At 61.5% G+C, this 18,627-nt stretch carries 15 protein-coding genes and 1 pseudogene; 4 read left to right on the top strand and 12 right to left on the bottom strand.

Features of this window, described 5'->3' with window-relative positions:
* From HHL24_RS41610 to psrA, 6 genes are all read right to left on the bottom strand, one after another.
* A partial coding sequence (locus HHL24_RS41610) for an AMP-binding protein (RefSeq protein ID WP_169491085.1) occupies positions 1–952 on the bottom strand: 952 nt, incomplete at its 3' end.
* 71 nt (positions 953–1,023) lie between these two features.
* Positions 1,024–1,710: an MgtC/SapB family protein gene (locus HHL24_RS41605; protein WP_169491084.1), complete on the bottom strand. Its 687-nt coding sequence runs from the start codon at positions 1,708–1,710 to the stop codon at positions 1,024–1,026.
* A gap of 29 nt (positions 1,711–1,739) precedes the next feature.
* Entirely contained in the window at positions 1,740–3,191 is a 1,452-nt protein-coding gene (gene phnY / locus HHL24_RS41600) for a phosphonoacetaldehyde dehydrogenase (RefSeq protein WP_169491083.1), read from the bottom strand.
* A complete protein-coding gene (phnA, locus tag HHL24_RS41595) occupies positions 3,188–4,483 on the bottom strand; it encodes a phosphonoacetate hydrolase (RefSeq protein WP_169491082.1) in 1,296 nt (431 codons plus the stop codon). The genes phnY and phnA overlap by 4 nt, the downstream gene beginning before the upstream one ends.
* Before the next feature lie 26 nt (positions 4,484–4,509).
* On the bottom strand, positions 4,510–5,814 hold the full coding sequence (locus HHL24_RS41590) for an MFS transporter (protein ID WP_169491081.1): 1,305 nt from the start codon (positions 5,812–5,814) through the stop codon (positions 4,510–4,512).
* A 180-nt stretch (positions 5,815–5,994) separates the two neighbouring features.
* On the bottom strand, positions 5,995–7,086 hold the full coding sequence (gene psrA, locus HHL24_RS41585; protein WP_169491080.1) for an iron-containing alcohol dehydrogenase PsrA: 1,092 nt from the start codon (positions 7,084–7,086) through the stop codon (positions 5,995–5,997).
* A 52-nt stretch (positions 7,087–7,138) separates the two neighbouring features.
* Between psrA and HHL24_RS41580 the strand changes: the two genes are divergently transcribed.
* The 4 genes from HHL24_RS41580 to HHL24_RS41565 all read left to right on the top strand — a co-directional run bounded on the left by HHL24_RS41580 (position 7,139) and on the right by HHL24_RS41565 (position 11,860).
* Positions 7,139–8,080, top strand: coding sequence for a LysR substrate-binding domain-containing protein (locus HHL24_RS41580; RefSeq protein ID WP_329606833.1), 942 nt, complete (start codon positions 7,139–7,141; stop codon positions 8,078–8,080).
* 342 nt (positions 8,081–8,422) lie between these two features.
* Positions 8,423–9,139, top strand: coding sequence for a FadR/GntR family transcriptional regulator (locus tag HHL24_RS41575; RefSeq protein WP_169491078.1), 717 nt, complete (start codon positions 8,423–8,425; stop codon positions 9,137–9,139).
* A gap of 49 nt (positions 9,140–9,188) precedes the next feature.
* Positions 9,189–10,901: an IlvD/Edd family dehydratase gene (locus HHL24_RS41570; protein WP_169491077.1), complete on the top strand. Its 1,713-nt coding sequence runs from the start codon at positions 9,189–9,191 to the stop codon at positions 10,899–10,901.
* Between the two features lie 26 nt (positions 10,902–10,927).
* Positions 10,928–11,860, top strand: coding sequence for a dihydrodipicolinate synthase family protein (locus tag HHL24_RS41565; protein ID WP_206003257.1), 933 nt, complete (start codon positions 10,928–10,930; stop codon positions 11,858–11,860).
* 206 nt (positions 11,861–12,066) lie between these two features.
* On the opposite strand, the gene HHL24_RS41560 is transcribed toward HHL24_RS41565, so the two are convergent.
* From HHL24_RS41560 to araG, 6 genes and pseudogenes are all read right to left on the bottom strand, one after another.
* A complete protein-coding gene (locus tag HHL24_RS41560; RefSeq protein WP_169491076.1) occupies positions 12,067–13,002 on the bottom strand; it encodes a helix-turn-helix domain-containing protein in 936 nt (311 codons plus the stop codon).
* 496 nt (positions 13,003–13,498) lie between these two features.
* Positions 13,499–14,533 carry an aldose 1-epimerase gene (locus HHL24_RS41555; RefSeq protein ID WP_407947556.1) on the bottom strand — a complete coding sequence of 345 codons (1,035 nt, stop codon included), beginning with the start codon at positions 14,531–14,533 and terminating at the stop codon, positions 13,499–13,501.
* Between the two features lie 131 nt (positions 14,534–14,664).
* A pseudogene (locus HHL24_RS41550) lies at positions 14,665–15,174 on the bottom strand (SMP-30/gluconolactonase/LRE family protein); the annotation flags it as partial.
* Positions 15,165–15,965: an SDR family NAD(P)-dependent oxidoreductase gene (locus HHL24_RS41545; protein ID WP_169491074.1), complete on the bottom strand. Its 801-nt coding sequence runs from the start codon at positions 15,963–15,965 to the stop codon at positions 15,165–15,167. The gene HHL24_RS41545 and the pseudogene HHL24_RS41550, both read right to left, overlap by 10 nt.
* A 52-nt stretch (positions 15,966–16,017) precedes the next feature.
* Positions 16,018–17,034 (bottom strand): L-arabinose ABC transporter permease AraH, encoded by a 1,017-nt coding sequence (gene araH / locus HHL24_RS41540; protein ID WP_169491073.1) that lies wholly within the window; start codon positions 17,032–17,034, stop codon positions 16,018–16,020.
* 54 nt (positions 17,035–17,088) lie between these two features.
* Positions 17,089–18,624 carry an L-arabinose ABC transporter ATP-binding protein AraG gene (araG, locus tag HHL24_RS41535; protein WP_169491086.1) on the bottom strand — a complete coding sequence of 512 codons (1,536 nt, stop codon included), beginning with the start codon at positions 18,622–18,624 and terminating at the stop codon, positions 17,089–17,091.
* Positions 18,625–18,627: the final 3 nt, after the last annotated feature.

Below are 18,627 nucleotides of genomic sequence, written 5' to 3'. Positions count from 1 at the left end.
CGGTGATCCAGCCGATGTCGGCGGTACACCAGAACACATCCGTAGGCTTCCAGTCGAAGGTCCATTTCAAGGTCTGCGCGGCCCACAGCAGATAGCCGCCGGTGCTGTGCTGCACGCCCTTGGGCTTGCCGGTCGAACCCGACGTATAGAGGATGAAAAGCGGATGCTCGGCGCCGACCCACTCGGGTGCGCATTGATCCGATTCGGCCTGGGTGAGTTCGTGCATCCACAGATCGCGGCTGTCGTCCCATGCGATCTTGCCGCCGGTGCGCTTATAGACGATCACGCTCTTCACGGCATCGCAGCCGCCCATGGCGATGGCTTCGTCAGCGATGTTCTTCAACGGCAATGCTTTGCCGCCGCGCATCTGTTCGTCGGAGGTGACGAGCGCGACGGCGCCCACATCCACCAGGCGCTCATTGAGCGACTTCGACGAGAAGCCGCCGAACACCACCGAATGCGTGGCGCCGATCCGTGCGCACGCCTGCATCGCGACGATGCCTTCGATCGACATCGGCATATAGATCACGACGCGATCGCCCTTCTTCACGCCGCGTTTTTTCAGCGCGTTCGCAAAGCGCGATACGCGTTGCAGCAGATCGTTATAGGTGACGTTGGTGACGGTGCCGTCATCGGCTTCGAAGATGATCGCAACGCGCTCGCCATTACCGGCTTCGACGTGACGGTCGATGCTGTTATACGACGCGTTCAGCTGGCCGTCTTCGAACCACGTGTAGAAAGGCGCCTTCGATTCGTCGAGCACCTTGGTGAAGGGCGTGTTCCAGCTTAGCGTCTCGCGAGCGAGGCGCCCCCAGAAACCCTCGTAATCGCGCTCCGCTTCGGCGGCAAGCGCCCGGTATGCGTCCATACCGGAGATAGTCGCGCCAGCCGCTGCTTCAGCGGAGGGCGGGAAAACACGGCGTTCCTGAAGAACCGATTCAATCGCAGACATCGACAACCCCTTGGTGAAGATGAAACGTAATGTCTGCGCTGGAACAGGTCGCACGTTTCGTCGTATCTACGTCAGTGCACTTCGATCTCCTCGACCTCACGCACACCGATCAGCCCGCAGAGCATGTTGCGATAAGCAACGAACTCATCGGCAGACATGCGCGACAGCGAAATCGTGATCTGTTCATGCTGTTCATTGTCGTCGTCGGCGCTTACGCTGATCTGTCTGATACGCGGCCCGTCGTCACCGAACACGCGGCACAGCACCGGAAGCGTGATCGCCCCTCGATCAACCTGGAGCCGCAACTCCCGACGCAGTCGCCCCTTCGTACGCAACTGGCGTGCGACAGGTTTGACCCACGTGAGTGTCGTCAGAATGATCGCCGTTGCCGCCAACGCCAGCACGTAGAGTCCACCACCTGCCGCGAGCCCGATGCCCGCGACGGCCCAGACACTCGCCGCCGTCGTCAGCCCGCGCACCACCTCGCCGCGCAGCAGGATTGCGCCGGCGCCGAGAAACCCAATTCCCGACACGACCTGCGCGGCGACACGAGATGGATCGAGGGCGACGTTCGGCATCGAGCGGGTGTCCTCGAAGCCGAACGCCGAGACGATCATCACCAGCGAGGACGCCACGCACACGAGCATATGGGTGCGCAATCCGGCCGGAAACGCAAACCGCTCGCGCTCGAAGCCGATGACGCCACCCAGCACCGCGGCAAAGAGCAGCCTTGCGATCAGTTCGATATTGCCCGGCATCGCCTTCTCCTCGTATTGTCAACCACAAGTCAGCCCCAAGGCAGGGTAAAGGTCTTCACGTTCGTGAAACTCTTCATCGCTTCCTGGACACCTTCTTTATGGCCCAGCCCCGAATCCTTGATGCCGCCGAACGGAGTCAACTCGATCCGGTAGCCGGGTACTTCCCAAACGTTCACGGTTCCCACGTTGAGTTCGTTCGCGAAACGCGTGATGTTCTCGAGACTGTCCGTACAGACGCCGGACGACAGGCCATACGCTGTGCCGTTGGCTATGCGGATAGCGTCGTCGAGATCGTTGAAGGCAATGATCGGCGAGACCGGACCGAACGTCTCCTGCGCAACGAGTTCCATCGCGGGCGTGACACGATCCAACACCGTCGGCGGAAAGAGCGCCCCCTGACGCTCGTTGCCGATCAACAGGCGTGCGCCCTGTGCGATCGCTTCATTGACCCGTGCCTCGAACAGCGACGCAGCCGCTTCGTCGATGACCGTGCCCATGTCGGTTTTAGCGTCGCCTGGGTCGCCGCACCTCCACGCGCGGGTCTTTTCGACCACCAGTTCGGTAAAGCGATCGGCCACCGTCCGTTGCACCAGAATCCGTTTGATTGCCGTGCAGCGCTGTCCGGAGTTCTTGTATGAACCGAGCACCGCCAGGTCAGAAGCGCGGCCGAGATCGGCATCGTCCATCACGATGAGCGGATCGTTGCCACCGAGTTCCAGCACCACGCGTCGATAGCCGGCCCGCTCAGCGATGTATTTGCCGATAGTAACGCCGCCCGTGAACGTCACCAGCGCGACGTTCGGGTTTGTGATCAGCTCGTCGGCAATCTCCGCCGGGTCGCCGGTCACGACCTGTAGCATCGGCGGCGGCAACCCGGCTTCGTACAGCAGATCGGCCAGATAGTAGGCGGACAGGGGCACCTTTTCGGACGGCTTCAGGACGGTACGGTTGTTGGTGGCGATCGCCGGCGCAATCTTGTGCGCCACCTGGTTCATCGGGTGATTGAACGGCGTGATCGCGGTGATGACACCCAGCAACGGCTCGCGCTGCGTGATGACGCGGCGCTTCTTTCCGTGGGGCGTGAGATCGCAGGAGAACACCTGGCCGTCATCGCGCAACGCCTCGTTTGCGGAGAAATTGAACACGTCGGCCACGCGCCCGATCTCGTAGTGCGAGTCTTTCATGCACAGACCCGATTCGAGCGTGATGAGCGCGGCGGCCTCTTCGGTTCGGCTGCGCAGCAGTTCCGCAGCGCGATTGAGGATCGACGCGCGCTCGAAGCGTGACAGCGTCGGACGGTATCGGAGCGCAACCTCGTAGGCCGTGCGCACGTCGTCGACCGAAGCTTTCGGCACAGTGCCCACCACGTCGCCTGTGTAGGGATTGGTCACTTTGATTACGCGGTCGCGCGTCAGCTTGTTCCCGTCGATGCGCAGCGCCTCCTCGCGAAACTGCGGCGGTTTCAGATCGATAGTGTTCATGCGTGCTGCTCCGGAAGAGGTGCGACGGCAGGTTGTTCCTGAAGCGCGTTCAACGCGATATGGAAGACGTCGAAATTCCTCAGGGCGCGGTCTTCGAGCGTCCCGGCAAGCGCACGGTTGAACAGCAGCGGTACGGTCTGCTCCGACAAGCCACCATGCGAGCGTAACGGCACCGTCAGTCCCGAGAGGTCGTGCGCCGCGGCGCTGCTGCCAAGCACATAAGATTTGTCACTGATGACGACAAGGTCACCCACGCGGTCGGGGGGTAATTCGAAACGCGCGCACGCTTCTTCGCGGGTCAGTACCGTTTCGATATGTGGCAATCCTGCCAGTTGCCTGCGCAGCACGACGCCGTCGTCGCCGGCAGGTAGATACACCGTCGCGTACGAACCGAGCGCCCCGTGGTGGCGCACATAGGGATCCGTGATCGGCAGGATCACACGAGCACCGCCCTCATCGACGCCGCGCCCGAGCCAGTCGTCGAGCAGGTCCTGCAGATAGATGATGTTCGGCTCACCGGTCTTCGGATCGTGCTTGGCGTTCATTCCGTGATCCGCCGTGATGCCGAGTACCGCGCCCAGTTCGTGCAGGCGCAACAGATACCGATCCATCATCGCGTAAAACGCGTTCGCGCCGTCGGTGCCGGGGGCGAACTTGTGCTGGACGTAATCGGTCGTCGACAGATACATCAGATCGACGCGATCGTTCTCTAGCAGCCACACGCCGGTCGCGAAGACGAATTCGGAGAGTGCCGCGCTGTACACGTCGGGCAGCGGCATGTTCACGCGCTCCAACAGCCGGTCGATACCATTGACTTCGACGCTGGCCTCGTCAGCCTTCTCGGCCGACACGCAGATGCCGTTCAGGCCGTGGCCAAGCAGCGCGCGCAACTTGTCTTTCGCGGTGACCACGGCCACCCGGGAGCCCGCTTCGGCGGCGGCAGCCAGCAGGGTGCCGGCCCGCAAATAGCGCGGATCGTTCATCAGCACCTCACGGCCAAGTCCTTCGTCGGCATCCCGGTCGTAGAAATAGTTACCGCAGATGCCGTGCACGGCTGGCGGTGCGCCGCATACGATCGAGAGGTTGTTCGGGTTGGTGAAGGATGGCATCACGCATTTCGCGTGCAGCGCCGTGCCGTTGTCGAGCAGCTCGCGCAGGAACGGCGTGGCGCCCGCTTCTGTCGCCCGATGCAGATAGTCATATTCGCACCCGTCGATACATACGATCACCGTCGGCCGATGCGGCAAACGATAGCTTCGGCCGTTAACTGCTATGGTTGAAACTGGATTCATGTCGAGTTCCCCTGGAGGTCGGAGGTTCAGAACGTGCGGCGGATGAAGTACGTGCAAACCGCACTGAGCAACCCAACACACGCAATATAGAAGGCAATCCACCACGGCTGCAAATTGCCGTAGTGCAGAAGCGCCGTTGCGACGAGCGGGGTGATTGAGCTGGAGACAATGCCCGACACCTGGTACACGATCGAGATGCCGCTATAGCGCACCCGCGTATCGAACAGTTCGCAGAACATTGCAGCCTCCGGACCGTAGACGAACGCGTAGATCACACCGAGCACGATCACGATGGTGGCCGTGACGGCAGCGAGACTGGTCGAGTAATGAAAGACCGCAAGCGCTGGCCACGCACTCAGGCCGCAGGCCAGCGCACCCCAGCCGAACACCTTGCGGCGGCCGATTCGGTCCGACAGGCGCGATGCGATGGGAATCATGAACATCAGCACCAGGGCGGCGAGCGTAACGGCCACGAGGATCGCCGACTTCGCATAGTGATGGATTCCGATCAGGTAACTCAGCGCGAACACCGCATAGATGTTGAAAATCACACCGTCGATGTAACGCGCGCCCCAACCCAGGAATACGTTCTTGCGGTAATCGGTGAATACCTCGCGCGCCGGTACTTTCGCGACCGCATGCGTGTCGCGAATCTTCGCGAACGCCGGTGTCTCGACAATGCGCAACCGGATAAACATGCCCACAGCGACAAGCAGGATGCTGGCCATGAAGGCGGCCCGCCAGCCCCATTGCAGGAAGGCTTCAGGCGTCAACCAAGTCGTCAGCGCGGCCACCACGCCACTGCTCAGGCACAGCCCGATTGCGAGCCCGATCTGTGGATAGGACGCGTACAGGCCGCGGTGTTTGCGAGGCGCATACTCGAACGCCATCAGCACCGCACCGCCCCACTCGCCACCCAGGCCAATGCCCTGCAGCAGTCGCAATACGAGCAAACAGGCCGGCGCCCAGATGCCGATCGACGCGTAGGTGGGCAGCACGCCGATCAGGAACGTGGACACACCCATGATGGAAAGCGTGAGCACGAGCAAAGGCTTGCGGCCAAAGCGATCACCGAAATGGCCGAAGATCACACCGCCGAGCGGCCGGGTGACAAAGCCGACTGCGTACACCGTATAGGCCAGCATGGTGGAAACGAAAGCGTTCCCCGTCGGAAAGAAAAGCTTGTCGAATACGAGCCCGGTGATCGTGCCGTAGAGGAAAAAGTCGTACCACTCGACGGTTGTGCCGATCAGACTGGCGAGGGCAACCGACTTCACAGACCTGGCGTCGACGTGAGCCGCAGCGCCTCCTGCAATATCCACTGCTTCCATTGCTTGTCTCCTGATAGTTGCCGGGCCCGTGACGTCATCTGACGCCCGCTGCCTAGGCACTTGCCGTTCATGCGGCTTTTGTTGTGCTGCAAGATACGCCGGTGCGATACCGGATGTGTCTTTTCCTCCTCTATCACCGTTCGGTGATGCTGATCCCGTTGCCTCGCTGCCGCCAGAACGTCAGGCCGCCGCTGCGATGAAATTGCGGCCGCGCGGTCCGCTCAATGCGTGCGCGATCATCCGGTCCGATTCCTCAACACTGACGCCGTAGCTCGAGAACGACGTTTGCACACCGAGCGCTTCGAGGAAATCGGTCAGGTAATCCCGCGCATCAGCCAGCGGGCACGGAAAGACTTTCGCGAGTACGGCGTCACGCCCAGCATTTTTTCCAAGCGCGAGATCCAGCACCATCGGCAGCGTGAACGAACACGCGATGCCATGGGGCAGACCGTGATGGATCGTCATCTCATACGAAATGGAATGGGCCAGTGCGGTCTTGGTGTTCGAAAACGCGAGCCCGGCTTTGAGCGCTGCGAGCGAAGCCCGTTCGCGTAGCGTCCGGTCCAGCAGATTCACGACGAGTTCCGGCAGCGTGGCCAGCATGTCGCGCGCGGCCGACACGGCGAATTCGTCGGAGATCGGGTTCGCATTGACGTTCCAGATCGCTTCGAGCGCATGCGATAGCGCATCGAGACCACTCTGCACGGTGACCGAGTGCGGCAGCGACAGCGTGAGGTCCGGATCGACGATCGCGGCCTCCGGCCACGTCTGCGGGAGCTGCAGCGAATACTTGCGCTGCTTGATCGTGCGGTCCCAGATCGTCGCCCACGGTGTCACTTCGCTGCCGGTGCCTGCGGTCGTCGGCACGGTGATGAGCGACTTCACGCGCGGCGGGGTGAACGGCTTGCCCGTGTCGAGCAAGGTCAGCAGTTCAGCGAAGTCGCCGCTCGCCGTTCCGACCATCAGCGCTTTCGCCGTGTCGAGCACGCTGCCGCCGCCGATCGCGACCACGACCGGGCAATCCTCGTGCTTTCGCCAAAAATCGCGGTACAACCCGGCGAGATGGGTGACGTCCGGATTCGGCTGGACGTCGTCGATCACTGCAACCACGCTGTCGCCGCACAACTCCCGCACACGTTGCACGAGCCCGATCTGCGCCGCCTCCGCGAATGTCACGACCACGGCGCGGCGGCCGTTAAGAATCTCGGGCAGCCGCTCGATACAACCGGGCCCGAAATTCACCTCTACAGGATTCCAAAAGACACCGTTCATCGTCTCCCCTCGTTTGATGGTGTTCGTTACGGATGAATTATGGGAAACATCGATGTATAGTAAAAATACAAATATTTCTGTCGATGTATTCAACCAATCTATGCGACTCACTCAATTGCGCTCGTTTTACGCCGTGGGCAAACATGGCAGCGTGACGGCCGCCGCGCGGGCGCTGCACGTCAGCCAGCCGACGGTTACAACGCAGGTGCGGGATCTGGAGGAGAGCTACGGGGTGGAGCTGTTTCATCGCAGCGGCCGTCGGATCATCCTGACCGCGGCAGGGGAAACCCTCTTTGCGATTGCCCAGCGGATGTTCGGTAACGAACAGGAGGCGATCGACTTTCTGAAAGAATCGGCGGGTCTGAGCACCGGAATCATCCACGTGGGCGCGGTCGGGCCGCTCCATGCAATGGAAATTGTCGCGGCGTTCCATCTTCGCTACCCGGGATTGCGCGTATCGATCCGGCTCGGCAACTCGGAGGAAACCGTGCGCGGCCTGTTGTCGTATGAAACGGACGTCGCGGTGCTGGCGCAATACGGCGAAAACCCCCTGCTTCATTACGTGCCCTATCGTCAGCACCCGCTGGTCATCATCGTTCCAGCGACGCATCGGCTGGCGCGCCGGCGCAGCGTCCGCCTGGAAGAGCTCCGCAACGAGCCGATGATCATGCGCGAGCCGGGGTCCACCACCCGCAAGGCACTGGAAGACGCGCTACGCCAGCACGGTATCGAACCAAACTTTGCGCTGGAAGTGGGCAGCCGCGAGGCCGTGCGCGAAGCGGTCATATTTGGGCTCGGCGTAGCGGCGGTCTCGGAGCGCGAACATGTCGACGACTCGCGACTGCGCAAGCTCACGATCCAGGGTGAGCAAGTGCTGACTCACGCGCACGTCGCCTGCCTCGCCGAGCGCAAAGCCGCGCGGCTCGTGCAGGCTTTCCTCGACGTGGTCAATCAGGTATTGATCGAAAAAGGCGCCGAGGCCGTCACACACTAAGCGCGTACCGGCCGCGTGGCGTTCAAAAGAGGGATGCTGTGATCGGCTGATAGGCCCGATCCATCGTCGGCCATCGTGGTGTGGTGCAAATCAACAAACCGCACGCCGTGCTCGAGACGCGCGGCTGCGCGCCTGCCGCCAACTGAAGCCAGATTTCTCCCCGTCGGCTCCCTATTCCCTGTTTCATGCACGGTTTACGTATGACGAATACGTATGATAAATCATTGCTCGCCGACTTTATATGTATGTCATATTTTCCAAAATATCGCGCATATAGCCTACACATTGCTCATATCACATAAATATGTCAGACTAAATTATTGATCAGCTTGGAGCGGGGAGATGTTGAAGCTGCATGAGTCGATCGTCGCCGATCTGATCGAAGCGATCGTGTCCGGCCGGCATGCGCCGGGCACCTCGCTGCCGAACGAGATCGAACTGGCCGAGGCGAGAGGGGTCAGCCGAACCGCGGCGCGGGAAGCCATGCAAAAGCTGCAGTCCCTTGGCCTGATCGAAGTGCGTCGACGCAAAGGAGCCAGCGTGCTGCCCCGCAGCGCCTGGAATCTGCTGGACCCGACCGTGCTCGACGTAGCCGTCACGTATGTGGCGGACATCGAATTTTTCCAGGCTCTGATCGAGGCACGTCTGCTTATTGAACCTCGCGCCGCGGAGCTCGCCGCACAACGCGCGAACGACCGGGATATCAAACGGATCGAAGCTGCGCTCACTTCAATGGGGGCTCAGGCTGAAGGAACGCGTGGCCCCGGTTGGCACGATGCAGATCTGTCTTTCCATACCTCAATCATCGACGCAACCGGGAACTGGGTTTTACGACAATTGATCGTGACGATCCGGGCCGCGCTCGCCGCCGAGATTCGTGTGACGGGTCAGCATGCGGCCTCCCCGAAAGAATCCTTGCAGTTGCACCGGAACGTCTTTGAAGCGATTCGCCGGCGACAGCCCGCGGAGGCGCACGCCGCCATGACCTGGCTACTCCTCTCGACGCGGCGCGATCTCGACGCAATGGGTTGCGGCGAAGTACTCCGCGCGCAGGGATAGTCGATGAGCGGGTTGTCAAAGGTACCCAACAGACACAGAAGGAGACGACATGCGCAAACTTCGCTCGCAGAGCTGGTTCGGCAGGAACGATAAGGACAGTTTCATTCACCGCTCGTGGATGAAGAACCAGGGTATCCCACACGACGAATTCGACGGACGCCCGGTGATCGGGATCTGCAATACGTGGTCCGAACTGACGCCGTGCAACGCACATTTTCGCGAGCTCGCCGAGTATGTGAAAAAAGGCGTGCACGAAGCGGGCGGCCTGCCGCTCGAGTTTCCGGTAATGTCGCTCGGCGAGTCGAATCTGCGCCCCACCGCGATGCTGTTCCGCAACCTCGCTTCAATGGACGTCGAGGAGTCGATTCGCGGCAATCCGATAGACGGTGTGATCCTGCTGGTCGGCTGCGACAAGACGACGCCCGCGCTGCTGATGGGCGCGGCGTCGTGCAATCTGCCGGCACTGGCCGTGTCGGGCGGCCCGATGCTCAACGGCCGGTTTCGTGCCAAGAACATTGGCTCCGGCACGGGGGTCTGGCAGATGTCCGAGGAAGTGCGCGCCGGTACGATGACGCAGGAAGAATTCACCGAAGCCGAGTCGTGCATGAACCGCTCGCGTGGCCACTGCATGACGATGGGCACCGCGTCGACGATGGCCTCGATGGTCGAATCACTCGGCATGGGTTTGCCGCACAACGCGGCGATTCCCGCCGTCGACGCACGCCGGCAGGTGCTCGCGCATCTCGCTGGCCGGCGCATCGTCGACATGGTCCGCGAGGATCTTACGATGGACAAGATCCTCACGCGCCAGGCGTTCGAAAACGCGATCCGCACGAACGCAGCGATCGGTGGCTCGACCAATGCGGTCGTGCATCTGATCGCGCTGGCCAAGCGCATCGGCGTGGAGCTTTCGCTGGAAGACTGGGAGCTCGGCTCGAACGTGCCGTGTCTGGTGAATCTGCAACCGTCAGGCGAATACCTGATGGAAGACTTTTACTACGCGGGCGGCCTGCCTGCGGTACTCAAGCAGCTCGGCGAGCAAGGCCTGCTGCATCGTGAAGCACTGACGGTGAACGGCAGGACGATCTGGGACAACGTGCGCAACGCGCCGAATCATGACGAGAAGGTCATCACGACGTTCGCTGAACCGTTCAAGCCGAAGGCCGGCATTGCGGTGCTGAAGGGCAACCTGGCGCCGAACGGCGCGGTGATCAAGCCGTCGGCGGCGACGCCGCACCTGCTGAAGCATCGCGGTCGCGCCGTGGTGTTCGAGAACATCGAGGAATTGCACGCGAAGATCGACGACGAATCGCTCGACATCGATGAGCACTGCATCATGGTGCTCAAGGGCGCGGGGCCGAAGGGATATCCGGGCTTTGCAGAAGTCGGCAACATGCCGCTGCCGAAGAAGGTGCTGCAAAAAGGCATCACGGACATGGTGCGCATTTCGGACGGCCGCATGAGCGGCACGGCCTATGGCTCGGTAGTGCTGCATGTCTCGCCGGAAGCGGCCGCAGGCGGGCCGCTCGCGTTCGTGCAAACCGGCGACATGATCGAACTCGACGTCGACGCCCGCCGTCTGCATCTGGACGTCACTGACGAAGAACTCGCGCGTCGCCGCGCTGCCTGGCAGCCGCCTGCGCCGCCCACCCGCGGTTACTACAAGCTCTACGTCGAACACGTGCTGCAGGCGGATCAGGGCGCAGATCTGGACTTCCTGGTCGGATCGAGCGGCGCACCGGTGCCGCGCGACTCGCACTGAACCACACCCGGCGGCAGATGATATCAATGACACCCGACACCCATTCTTCACCGAGCGGAATCTGGCCCGTTCTCTATGCCTACTTCGACGCCCGCAACCAGTTGGATCGCGCAGCACTACGAACGCAGATCAATGCGACGATCGCGGCTGGCGCGCGGAGCATCGTCATACTCGGTCTCGCGACAGAGGTAAATCGGCTAACGCATGCTGAAAAGCATCAACTGATCGACTGGGCCAGCGAAGACATTGCATCACGCGTACCGCTCGTGGTCACGATCACGGGCGACACCGTGAATGCGCAAGTCGCACTGGCGGATTACGCCGTCGAGCGTGGCGCTTCGTGGTTGATCCTTCAGCCGCCATCGATTCGAGACAAGCCGGAATCGTTCTATTTCGACTTCTTTGCTGCAGTGATGCAGCGCACACGCGCCCCGGTAGGTATCCAGAATGCGCCGGAATACCTCGGCGTCGGCCTGTCGGCGGAATCGATCGTGGCGCTTGCGAGTCGATGTCCAAATTTCCGCCTGCTTAAAGGCGAGGGACCTGCGACCACGATTCAGCGCACCATCGACCGGCTGCGCGCGCTCGGTCATACGTTACCGGTCTTCAATGGCAGGGGCGGACAGGAACTCGTCGACAACCTGCGAGCCGGATGTGCCGGCCTGATCGTGGCGCCGGACACATTCGACTGGCAGGTCGCAATACAACAGGCATTCGCCAATGGACTCGAACAGGATGCCGAAGCACTCTATACCCAGACATTGCCGGCTATCGTCTTTGTGATGCAATCGCTTGACGCTCTCACGTGCTACGGCAAGCGGATCGCCGCGTGGCGCATGGGCTTCGACGTGCAGCACGATCGCGGCGTTGCACCGACGGCGTTCGGGCTGGAATGTGCGCGGCGCTTTGCAATGCAGTTGGGTCCCTCGAGGTCTCAGACCGGCCTCAATGACACGTGACGAACCGCTGATTTCTCCACCGTATCAAGCCGCAGCGGGACCGCCTGATATTTGTTAATCGAGGCGTTCGACGGTGTTTATTTCACTAAAGATAGCGACCGCCAGTGTCGCGTTCTCCCTCAGCACGATACTGCTGCGGAAAATCCCTGTCGCGCGCGGCAGGTTGAAGTCCGCCAGTGTGTCCCGGAGGGAGGCATCAGGCCATCTCAGTGGAACCGGCACTCGACCACCCGGCTGCGCTCAATCGTCCGATACTCCGTCGGTGGCATCGCCAGATGCTGGCGGAACAGCTTGGAAAGTCGGGCGCCACTACCAAAACCCGTGCGGCGAGCGATCTTGTCTACTGGCAGGTTGGTATCCACCAACATAGCGCAGGCTTTCTGGAGGCGGACTCGCAGAATAAACTCAGTCGGCGTCATGCCGATTTCCTGTTTGAAGCGGCGCAGGAAGTTGCGTTCGCTCATTGCCGCAGCCCGAGCCGTATCCGCAATCGATACACAGTTTCCGCAACTGACCCTCAAATGATGCGCAGACATTCGAATCGGGTCACTGGCACGCGCCTCGCGCGAATCTAATGCTGAGTGGGTGAACTGCTTCGGCGTGACGGGCAGCCGGTCGTGCGTGATCTGGCTGGCTGTCTCGTAGCCGCAATCACGCCTGACGAGGGACAGCGCGCTGGTTAGCGCGACCCCTGCGTCGGCATCGATGCCGGCCTTCCTGGCTGCAGACAGTGCACACGGCGGCATGGCGCCTCCGGCCAACCCCGTCACCCCAACATCCTTGGGCTCAAGTCCGGCCATTTCAAGAGCGCCATGACCTCCGCCGATCCCCTGCACCACCTGCGCATGCAGATAGGCGTGGCGTACCCATAAGAGCAGCCGTTCGTCGATTTCGACGGACGCGCTCGCGCCTCCGAGCACGAACAGCGCATGGACGTCTTTCCCATATCGGGCGTCGACCGCATCAGTCCAGATCGACACACTCGAGGACGAGCATATTGCCCCGCCGCTGGCGGACACCAGCCGCAAGTAGTAGTTATTGTGCAACGCGTTCTCAGGATGACGCCGACGGTTTGCAAGACTGAATGTTTCCGCCAGACGCCCCACTTGAACGAGCGAAAAACTTTCGAACAGGAGAATCACAACCTGTCTGCTGCGGCGCGCCAATCCAATGCTCCCACCCATTATGAGATGAATTCTTTCCTTGTCGAATCGGTTTCACATTCCATACTGCTGCCCCCTAGCACGATTAGAGAAATAGAGTTCTCGCCAGCTAATTGCATTCGAGCGATCGCTCGATTAATTCCTGGTCGTCCGATTCAACTGTGTTATTTACGGACCCGAAAAGGAACGCCCAGGACGGCGATTTCTCTGCGTAGGATGCAACGCTTCGCCGACTCGCGCCCGCGTAGAAATCCGGCGTTTTCGACTGCGAAATTTACTCTTTCCTATGTTCTCGTTGCAGTTGGACTGACCATTTGGTTGATGTCGTTGCTTGCGCTGTGTCTTGCTGGCAAGACGGTCGAATTCGTCTTGCGGGATGCGCTGGTTCTTCATCCACGCCGGGGAATGAAGCCGTCCTTCCGTTTCGTGCCGAACAACGCGTGGCCGCGCAGCAACTCTCCTGTTCCGGTATTGCTCATTGCTGCTCCTGATTGTTGAACGCTCGTGCACGGGTTGACGTACGAACGCCGCAACGCTCCACTGTGAAGGTGAATCGCCGCGCGAGGCTCTCGCCCGGCGCGAGCACGGTCATCCCATGTGCGGAGCCGCCGCCCGGCAGGTTGACTGCATCGATCGGATGGTCGACCGGCTCGAAGGAGAAATAGTCTTCGCCGGGCGGCGCGTACAGCACGTAATAATCGGTATCCGCCTCGATCGACAACGACAGCCTGCGCGTCGGCCACGTCACGCTTGTGCGACCACCCCAGCCGCTAAACGCGTGATTGACGAGGGTGTCCGGCAGCGGATATGTAACGCCGAACCGCCACGCCGGGGGGGCCGCCACGTGACGCACAGGGAGCCTGTCGTTACCCGGCAACCACAGGCCGCTGGCGGGCGCAACCAGTTCGGTGCGGGCATCGCGCGGCAGGAACGGATGTAGGCCGAGGCCGAACGGCAACGGTTCGTGCCCTGTGTTTTCGATGTTAAGCCGGATGTGCAACGTGGTGCGATCAAGGACAACCGTTTGTGCTGCGCGGTAGGCATACGGCGCATCGTCTGTGCGGTCCAGTGTGAGGCGCGCGTAGCAGGCCGACGCGTGCTCAACCTGCCACGCAGGCAACCAGCCGTCGCGGTGAACTGGCGGCAGCTCGTTCGAGAGATTTTTCGGTACGCCCGCTGCGAGGGCAGCAAAGTGAGATCGCCCGTCGTCGATGCGGTTTGAATGCGCTAGCAGCGGATAGCACGCGAGCTGGTCCAGATTGGTGTCGGGACCAGGCGTTTCGCAACGCCGAAACACAGGAACGGGATTAGTGCCTCCGAGCCAGTCGAAACGGGTAAGGCCGCCGCCGAGCGCCGGCACGAGGTCCAGCCGCAGCATCGTGTTCGATAGAGTCATGCATGCCGTGCCGGCAGGCAGCGCGCTGCGTAGCGGCGACGCTGTCGGCACACCGTGCGGGTCTAGGGTCGCCGGGCGCAGAATCGGCCGAGGATCCAGGTCCACGGCGGTCATCTCGAGCCCCAACGGGAAGCGAAGCATCTTGTTGATGGGTGATGCGATGCACCGTTCACCGTGTTGTCGCGCTCCCACCTACCCCCAAAGCGGGGCTCGGATAGAGTCACCGGGGCAGCCGGAGCCATAACGACGCCCTCCGAGCCGCAACGCGCCATCCACTCGCCGTCGCACTGCACGCTCCGCAAGCTACCGTCACGGTCGACGGTCGCGTCGGCCAGCCGCGTAGACTGGCGGGCATTCGCGATACCCCCACCAGCGGCGTAGGCGCACTCGCGAACGTCACAGCTCGGCGAATCGCAGTAGCACCTCGTCGCGTCGTCAGGACTGAACGCGATGCTGTTCGGGATAGCCGGCGCAGGCAGCGGCAGAGGTTCCAGCGACCGATCGAGCTAGTGCGGATCGGCGCACAGCGCGAACGTGGCAAGCCGCTCGGGCATGCGCCAGAACGTGCTGCGGCCGTCGCTCGGGTCATAGCGCCCCAGGCGCGCGCCTTCGATATCGGTCCAGTAGAAGCGGCTGGTTTTCGCGCACCACGTCGCGCCCTCGCCGAGCGTGCATTGCGCGTCGAGCAGCAGTACTGCGCCAGGTAGAGGCAACCCCGCAGGCGATCCCGCGCGCGTGTCCGCACTCACGCCCAGCCTCCGTCGACGATGATGTCCTGTGCGGTAATCATCCTGCTGTCGTCCGACGCGAGGAACAACGCCATGCGAGCGAGATCGGCGGGTAGCAGTTCAGCGCCGATGCACTGGCATTCCTTGATTGCGCGACGCCCCGCGTCGTCTAGCCAAAGACGCGTCTGCTTTTCCGTCATCACCCAGCCCGGCACCAGCGTATTGACGCGAATGTTGAAGCGGCCGAGGTCGCGCGCGAGGCCGCAAGTGAGCCCCTGCACCGCCGATTTCGACATCACGTACACCGGATAGCCGCCGTTCTTCAACATCCAGCTGATCGAGCCGAGGTTGATGATCGAGCCGCTGTTGGCGGCTTTCATGTCGTCCATCACCGCTTGCGCCGCGAAGAACTGATGACGGATGTTGACAGCGATACATGCATCGAACGATTCCGGCGTCACGTCTTCGATCTTGTGACGGCGGTCATTGGCTGCGTTGTTGACGAGCACCTCGATCGCACCTAGCGCAGCGTTCACGTAGGCGATCGCTTTCTGCAGCGCGTCGATGTCGGTGAGATCACACGGCAGGAACAGCGGCTTGTGTTTCGAATCGCCGAGTTCATCGGAGAGCGCTTCACCCGCGGTCGCATCGATATCGAAAAACGCGACGCGCGCGCCCTGCGCCGCGAAATGCCCGACGAACGATGCGCCGATACCGGTCGCGCCGCCCGTGATCAACACGGTTCGGTCGACGAGACTCGGATAGCGGGCAAACGCGCTGTCCGCGAGGCGGTCGTTTGCATTGGCCGGAGACGACATCGTTCGATTCCTTTTAGAGCAAAGTAAGTAAGGCGCGCATTGAGTTGCGGGTTTAGTCCCGCGAGCCGCGGTTCTTCAACTGGTCGAGCAGCACAGCGGCGAGCAGAATCGCGCCGCGCACGAGGTACTGGTAGAACGCGTCGATGTTCATCAGGTTCATTACGTTCTCGACCGTACCCATGATCAGCACACCGATCACGACACCGGAGATCGTCGCGCGACCGCCGAGCAGCGACACGCCGCCCAACACGCACGCCGAAATCACATTCAGCTCGAAACCTTCCGCCGCATTCGGCTGACCCGAAGTAATCCGCGAAGCCAGAATCACACCGGCCAGCGCAGTGACGGCGCCCTGAATCAGGAAGATATAAACGCGCGTGCGTTCGACGTTGATACCGGCAAGACGCGAGGCCTCAGGATTGCCGCCGATTGCCAGCGTATTACGGCCGTACACGGTCTGATTGAGCATCACGCCGAACACGATGAAGCACAGTAGCGTGACCCAAATCGGCAGCGACACGCCGAAGAAGCTCAAGCCGCCCAGCGCGATAAACGTTTCCGACGACACGCCCACTGCCTGTCCGTGCGACACGATAAAGCCGAGACCGCGGACGATTTCCATCGTCGCGAGCGTCGTGATCAGCGCGTTGATGCGCAGATAGGCGATCACCGCGCCGTTGACGAAACCGATCACAGCACCCGCCGCCACAGCGGCGATGATTGCGATGAACGTGTTGCCGGTCGCATTCAGCACCATCGCGCACAACACGCCCGCGAACGCGACCGTCGAGCCCACCGACAAGTCAAAATCGCGCGAGGCCAGACAGAACATCATCGTGCACGCGACCATGCCGATCTGCGAGATCGACAGCGCGAGACCGAGCATGTTCTCGATCGAGAAGAAGTGATCGACCGTCAGCGACATCGTGATGAACATCACGACGAAGATCAGAATCAGGCTGTACTCGGTGATCTGCTGCCACCATTTCGCCTTGTCGTTCGACTGCGGAATCAGCGCTTCGGCCGCGCCTTTGGCGGCTTGTTGCGCGAGGTTTTCTCTGGCTTGCATTTTGAAGACTCCTCCCGTTCCCCACGGGTTGCCGGACTTTCGTCCAGATAATGTTCAGGCCGCTTGCTCGGTGGCCGCGGTTCCGGGCAGCGCGGTCGAGCTTTGCGGCAGCGCGAGGCTCAACACCGTTTGTTCCGTTGCTTCCTTGCGTGACAGCTCACCGGAAATCCGGCCTTGACGCATCACGACGATCCGATCGGACACGCCGAGCACCTCTGGCAATTCCGACGAAATCATCACGATCGCGCAGCCGCGTTCGGCAAGCTGATAAATCACGTTATAGATCTCATGCTTCGCACCGACGTCGATTCCGCGCGTCGGTTCGTCGAGAATCACCACTTTCAGATCGGGCTCGGCCAGCCAGCGCGACAGAATCGCCTTCTGCTGGTTGCCGCCCGACAGGAAGCGAATCTTCTGGCGGCGGCTCGGCGTCTTGATTTTCAGCAGCTTGATAAAACGGTCGGCGGTTTCCGCTTCTTTCTTGCGGTCGAGGAACATCCCCACGCGCAAGTAGTGGCGGCGACAACTGATATTGATGTTCTCCGAGACGCTCGCCATCGCGACGATGCCCTCTTCCTTGCGGTCTTCCGGGCACAGCACGATGCCGTGCTTAATCGCTTCGCCGGCGCTGCGCACCTTGATCGGCTTGCCGTCGAGCACGATTTCGCCGCCCTTCTTGCGATCGGCGCCGTACACGAGGTGCATCAGTTCGCTGCGTCCCGCGCCCACCAGACCGAAGAAGCCGACGATCTCGCCACGCCGCACCTCGAAGCTGGCCGGCTGCGCGAGCGCATGGCCTTCGATCGCTTTCGCCGCGAAGCGCACGTCGCCCAACGGACGCGCTGAATAGTTATAGATGTCGGCGATTTCACGACCGACCATTTCGCTGACGATGGTGTCGCGCGACACGCCATTGAGCGTCGGATGCGAGGCAACCTTGCGGCCGTCGCGGAAAATCGTGCAGGCGTCGCACAGTTCGTAGATCTCGTCCATCCGGTGCGAGATGTAGATCATCGCGCGGTTGTCGGCGCGCAGATCACGCACCAGCTTGAACAGCACTTCGGTCTCGCGATGCGACAGCGAGCTGGTCGGTTCATCGAGCGCAATCACGCGTGCGTTACGCAGCAAGGCCTTGCAGATTTCGACCATTTGCCGTTGCGCGATCGAGAGCTTGCGCAGCTTCGCATTCGGATCCAGCCCCACGCCCATCGCTTCGAGACGTTCGCGCACGAAGCGTTTCGCTTCGCGTTTGTTGACCCAGCCGAGCGAGTTCGGCAACTGGCCGAGCAGCAGGTTTTCCGCGACCGTCAGATCGGGCACATATTGCAGTTCCTGGTGAATCACCGCGATCCCCGCCGCGATCGACGATGCCGCGCTCGTAAAGCGCACCTCATTGCCGTCGATCATCACGCGACCGGAGTCGGGTTGATATTCACCGCCGAGAATCTTCAGCAGGGTCGACTTCCCTGCGCCGTTTTCGCCCATCAGGCCGTGTACCTGGCCGACGTTGACGTCGAAGGACACACCGTCGAGCGCACGCACGCCTGGAAAGACTTTGCCGATATTGTCAAAACGTAGCGTCGCTGACACTTC

Source organism: Paraburkholderia polaris (genome assembly GCF_012927345.1).
Classification (GTDB): domain Bacteria; phylum Pseudomonadota; class Gammaproteobacteria; order Burkholderiales; family Burkholderiaceae; genus Paraburkholderia; species Paraburkholderia polaris.
This window is presented reverse-complemented; position numbering and strand designations above follow the sequence as displayed.

What these genes read in the sequence shown, in the direction of transcription:
- HHL24_RS41565 (WP_206003257.1), top strand. Translation starts at nt 10,928, where the DNA reads ATGACACCCGACACCCATTCTTCACCGAGCGGAATCTGGCCCGTTCTC.
- HHL24_RS41605 (WP_169491084.1), bottom strand. Translation starts at nt 1,710, where the DNA reads ATGCCGGGCAATATCGAACTGATCGCAAGGCTGCTCTTTGCCGCGGTG.
- psrA (WP_169491080.1), bottom strand. Translation starts at nt 7,086, where the DNA reads ATGAACGGTGTCTTTTGGAATCCTGTAGAGGTGAATTTCGGGCCCGGT.
- HHL24_RS41570 (WP_169491077.1), top strand. Translation starts at nt 9,189, where the DNA reads ATGCGCAAACTTCGCTCGCAGAGCTGGTTCGGCAGGAACGATAAGGAC.
- HHL24_RS41580 (WP_329606833.1), top strand. Translation starts at nt 7,139, where the DNA reads ATGTATAGTAAAAATACAAATATTTCTGTCGATGTATTCAACCAATCT.
- phnY (WP_169491083.1), bottom strand. Translation starts at nt 3,191, where the DNA reads ATGAACACTATCGATCTGAAACCGCCGCAGTTTCGCGAGGAGGCGCTG.
- HHL24_RS41545 (WP_169491074.1), bottom strand. Translation starts at nt 15,965, where the DNA reads ATGTCGTCTCCGGCCAATGCAAACGACCGCCTCGCGGACAGCGCGTTT.
- HHL24_RS41575 (WP_169491078.1), top strand. Translation starts at nt 8,423, where the DNA reads ATGTTGAAGCTGCATGAGTCGATCGTCGCCGATCTGATCGAAGCGATC.
- HHL24_RS41590 (WP_169491081.1), bottom strand. Translation starts at nt 5,814, where the DNA reads ATGGAAGCAGTGGATATTGCAGGAGGCGCTGCGGCTCACGTCGACGCC.
- HHL24_RS41555 (WP_407947556.1), bottom strand. Translation starts at nt 14,533, where the DNA reads ATGACCGCCGTGGACCTGGATCCTCGGCCGATTCTGCGCCCGGCGACC.
- araH (WP_169491073.1), bottom strand. Translation starts at nt 17,034, where the DNA reads ATGCAAGCCAGAGAAAACCTCGCGCAACAAGCCGCCAAAGGCGCGGCC.
- phnA (WP_169491082.1), bottom strand. Translation starts at nt 4,483, where the DNA reads ATGAATCCAGTTTCAACCATAGCAGTTAACGGCCGAAGCTATCGTTTG.